The following is a 3333-nucleotide window of genomic DNA, read 5'->3' as shown; positions in this document are numbered from 1 at the left end:
GCCACGTCCACACCGTCTGCCACGGCCCGAACACGTCGGGAAGATCCCGCCACGCGATGCCGCACCGATACCGGTAGACGATGCCCTCGACCATCAGCCTGGCGTCCGCGAACGGCCGCCCCTTGCGCCCGGTCGGGCGCGGCAGCATCTCCTCGATCAACGACCACTGAGCATCCGAGAGCATCTGAAACCGCGACACGATCACAGGCTCTCAGCACACCGCCGATCTATTTGCCAGACACGCCCTAGTCCACACTCTCACCGACTGCAGCGATCAGCCCGCGTCGGTATCATGACCGCGGGCGCCCGGCTCGAGGCGACGCGATCCTCTCCTAGGTATCTCTGACAAGTTCCTCCGACAGGATCGCGGCCTCGCCGGGCGCTCGCTATTTCTCCTGCGATGCAATCCATCGCTTCTCTGTTCCGGCTATATGGTTCGAATCATGGCCCGCAAGATCGTGCACCAGCTCATCGACGACATCGACGGCACTCCTCTGGAATCCGGAGAAGGTGAAACTCTCCTGTTCTCGCTCGAGGGCAAGACATACGAGATCGACCTCAGCCCGACCAATGCAGCGAAGCTGCGCGATGATCTGGCGCCCTATGTGAAAGCGGCCCGCCGCACTGGAACATCAACCCCGAGTACTCCGGCTCGTCGACGCGGAGCCCGCAGTAGCGACCTCGATGCCATCCGCACATGGGCACGGAATGCAGGTCACAAGGTGTCAGATCGCGGGCGGATCGCCTCGCACATCGTCGCTGCTTACGAGGAAGCCAACGCCTGAGCCACTCTCCCCTTCTTTCCAGTAGGCGAATCCCGTTACGGGATTCGCCTACTCAATTTGTGAAGGTCCGCCGACTGGGCCTCATCGAGGGCACCCGAACACGAGGTGTCCGCGTCAGGCTCTTTCTACGTTGGCTCGAGCTGTGGGATATTACCGCCGGGGGGAGGCCGATGAAGGGAGTAGCGAACGGCTTCACCACGTAGGTCTCGACGTTTTCAAGTACTCGCGAGCATGGCGTTCGTCGCTGTGCTCGCGCTCGGATCGGCCGGTCCCGCGTCTGCGGCAGCCGATGAGAATGCAGGGAGCCCGTATCTGATCCCATCCCCTCTTCCGGATGGTGTGATCGACGGTCAGCCCGAACGAGCGGAGCTCCGGACCGACGGCAATCCTTCGGCGGATGTGACGCAGGCCCTGCTTGAGGCATCGCTCACGTCTCCCGACCTCGGGATCTCCGCCGTCGAGTGGCTGCCGGAGACCGGAAAGCTCGCGGTTTACGCAACCGCAGACGAGGCAACCTTCGCCGCTGCCATGAGCGAAGCCAAGCTCGACGGCGCTGTCGAGCACCGCCCAGCCGTCCTGGATGCGATCGGCAAGGCGGAGCTCGCTAACGACATCGTGGGCACCAACGGCAAACTCGGCTCCGGAGATCGGGTGGTCGAGGTCGAGCCCTCCCTCGACGGCAGCGAAGTGCGTGTGGTCCTCGATGAGAGCAACCGCGGCCGCACAATCAGCGCCGATGCGCGCTCTGAAATCAGCGCGAAGGCGAAGGCCAAGGGCAAGGGCAAAGGCGTCACGGTGACGGTCGAGTACGGGGCCGCGGCACAGCCGGCGCTGCGCAACCACGCGGCCAACCCCTCGACCTACAGCGGCGCTGTCATGACGCGCGTCGGCGCGAACAGCGCTTGCACCACCGGGTACCGAATGACGCAGACGTCCGGGAACGTCCCGGTCATGGGATCCGCACATCACTGCCACGCCGGAGTCGAAGGACAAAGCTGGAAGTACACCACCGTGGACGGATACCCCGTCGCAAAGGCGTACAGCGCCTACGGCGCCGGGCTGTCCAACGGCGACGTCTCGGTCTGGAAGGGCCCAATGGCCGACCACATGCTCCCGGGCATCTTCATCGGCGACCACACCGTTTCCGGGTCCGGTGTCTACTCGATTAAGGGTGCGATCCACAGCGTCGTCGGCGCGAACGTCTGCTACTCCGGGAGCTTCAGCGGCACGGTGTGCTCGAACACGATCATGGCCACGGGGCTGACCGTCTGTTACACCGGGCTGCCTTGCTACAACAACATCGTGCGCACGCAACAGGCCACGGGTATCCCCGCGCTCGGAAACGGCGACAGCGGCGGCCCGGTCTACTCCACATCGAGCGGCATCTACGCCACCGGCATCATCAGCGGCATGTCCAACGGAACAGCTACCTGTACCGGAGAACCCGGATCATCCGCCACGGGCGGACGCAAATGCAGTGCCACCGGGCTGTACGCGCCCATCGCAGAACTAATGACCGCGGGGTACGGCCTCAACTACATCCCCTAGTCAGCACCGCCGGCGCCGTCCGTGACCTCGACTGTGAAGCCCGTGAGGTCACGGGCGGCGTCGAGCGTGAACGTACGGGGAGCCAAATCGGCGGTGCAGACGTCTGCCGGCCACGCCGTGAGGGCAATCTCGACCACCTGCTTCTCCGACTCGACCGCCAGGATCTCCGGGATCGAAGGGCAGCTCGAAGAGCCGGACGTGATCACTACCAGCGACTCGTCGGACGCATAAGCACGCACCGACGCCGGTGAGTTCGGCTCATCCTCGTAGCCGCGGACCTCAAGTCTCGTTCCAGGATCGGCTGGCTCACCCGGATCCCCAGGGGGCTCGGCTGGGGCCGCGGAGCAGCCACTCATGAGCATCATCAGCGCAGCACTGATGAACGACAACCAGCCAGCCGTGGCTGATCCTTTCGCCGACTCCATGCTTACCAGGCTCGCAAAGTCTGCAGCAGCTGTCGAGCCGCACCCGCGAACAATGGTGAACCGGAGCGCGCGGATCTCGCCAGGCTGTTCTTGCATGGTGACTGCGAGCCAAGAAGATCGCCTTCACCAGCCGGCGCGCTGGTCGGCGATGCGCTGACAGGCGCCCTGCCAGACCCAGCAGCGCAGGCGTTCGCCGTCGACGTCGACCTCGACGCCCACTGCATCGTCGGTCCAGCGGCGCACACGCACGGTCGCGCGCACGTCGACGTCGCCGAAGCGCAGCCACGCCAGGCCCCACAGCTGCATGCTGTCCGGGACGATCGACACCACGCGCTGCCCCAGCTGCTCGGAGCTCAGCCTGCGCAGCGGTCCGTTCGCCCGGGCCTCGCGTAGCTCACGCTGCTCGGCGAGACGCCCCGCGTTGTGCGGATGCCGGCGATTCTGGCCCACGAGCCCCTCCGTGCGAGCTTCGAAGATTTGTTCAGTGGACGACTGTAACCCCGGGTGATGACGTCGACCAATCCCCCGGCGTGGCGGCCGTGGCCCCTGTCACTTAGGGCGTGTCTGACAATTGT

At 65.1% G+C, this 3333-nt stretch carries 5 protein-coding genes; 2 read left to right on the top strand and 3 right to left on the bottom strand.

What is annotated here, in order from left to right:
* Positions 1-199: transposase (locus B5M43_RS14790; RefSeq protein WP_230668268.1), on the bottom strand; the 199-nt coding region annotated here is incomplete at its 3' end.
* A 244-nt stretch (positions 200-443) separates the two neighbouring features.
* Between B5M43_RS14790 and B5M43_RS14785 the strand changes: the two genes are divergently transcribed.
* Together B5M43_RS14785 and B5M43_RS14780 are read left to right on the top strand one after the other, a co-directional pair.
* Complete coding sequence (locus B5M43_RS14785; protein WP_134747324.1) at positions 444-785, top strand: Lsr2 family protein; 342 nt, start codon at positions 444-446, stop codon at positions 783-785.
* A 231-nt stretch (positions 786-1016) separates the two neighbouring features.
* The gene (locus B5M43_RS14780; protein ID WP_134747326.1) at positions 1017-2333 is read left to right on the top strand and encodes a hypothetical protein; all 1317 of its coding nucleotides are present in this window, start codon (positions 1017-1019) and stop codon (positions 2331-2333) included.
* On the opposite strand, the gene B5M43_RS14775 is transcribed toward B5M43_RS14780, so the two are convergent.
* Together B5M43_RS14775 and B5M43_RS14770 are read right to left on the bottom strand one after the other, a co-directional pair.
* Positions 2330-2854, bottom strand: a complete 525-nt coding sequence (locus B5M43_RS14775; protein WP_134747329.1) for a hypothetical protein — start codon at positions 2852-2854, stop codon at positions 2330-2332. The genes B5M43_RS14780 and B5M43_RS14775 overlap by 4 nt on opposite strands.
* Positions 2855-2881: 27 nt before the next feature.
* Positions 2882-3208: a hypothetical protein gene (locus B5M43_RS14770; protein ID WP_055989124.1), complete on the bottom strand. Its 327-nt coding sequence runs from the start codon at positions 3206-3208 to the stop codon at positions 2882-2884.
* Positions 3209-3333: the final 125 nt, after the last annotated feature.

Origin of the sequence: Microbacterium sp. MEC084, assembly GCF_004514465.2 — a bacterium.
Lineage (GTDB): Bacteria > Actinomycetota > Actinomycetes > Actinomycetales > Microbacteriaceae > Microbacterium.
This window is presented reverse-complemented; position numbering and strand designations above follow the sequence as displayed.

Bases quoted from the DNA above. Each gene is read 5' to 3' on its own strand.
- B5M43_RS14785 (WP_134747324.1), top strand. From the start codon at position 444: ATGGCCCGCAAGATCGTGCACCAGCTCATCGACGACATCGACGGCACT.
- B5M43_RS14780 (WP_134747326.1), top strand. From the start codon at position 1,017: ATGGCGTTCGTCGCTGTGCTCGCGCTCGGATCGGCCGGTCCCGCGTCT.
- B5M43_RS14775 (WP_134747329.1), bottom strand. From the start codon at position 2,854: ATGCAAGAACAGCCTGGCGAGATCCGCGCGCTCCGGTTCACCATTGTT.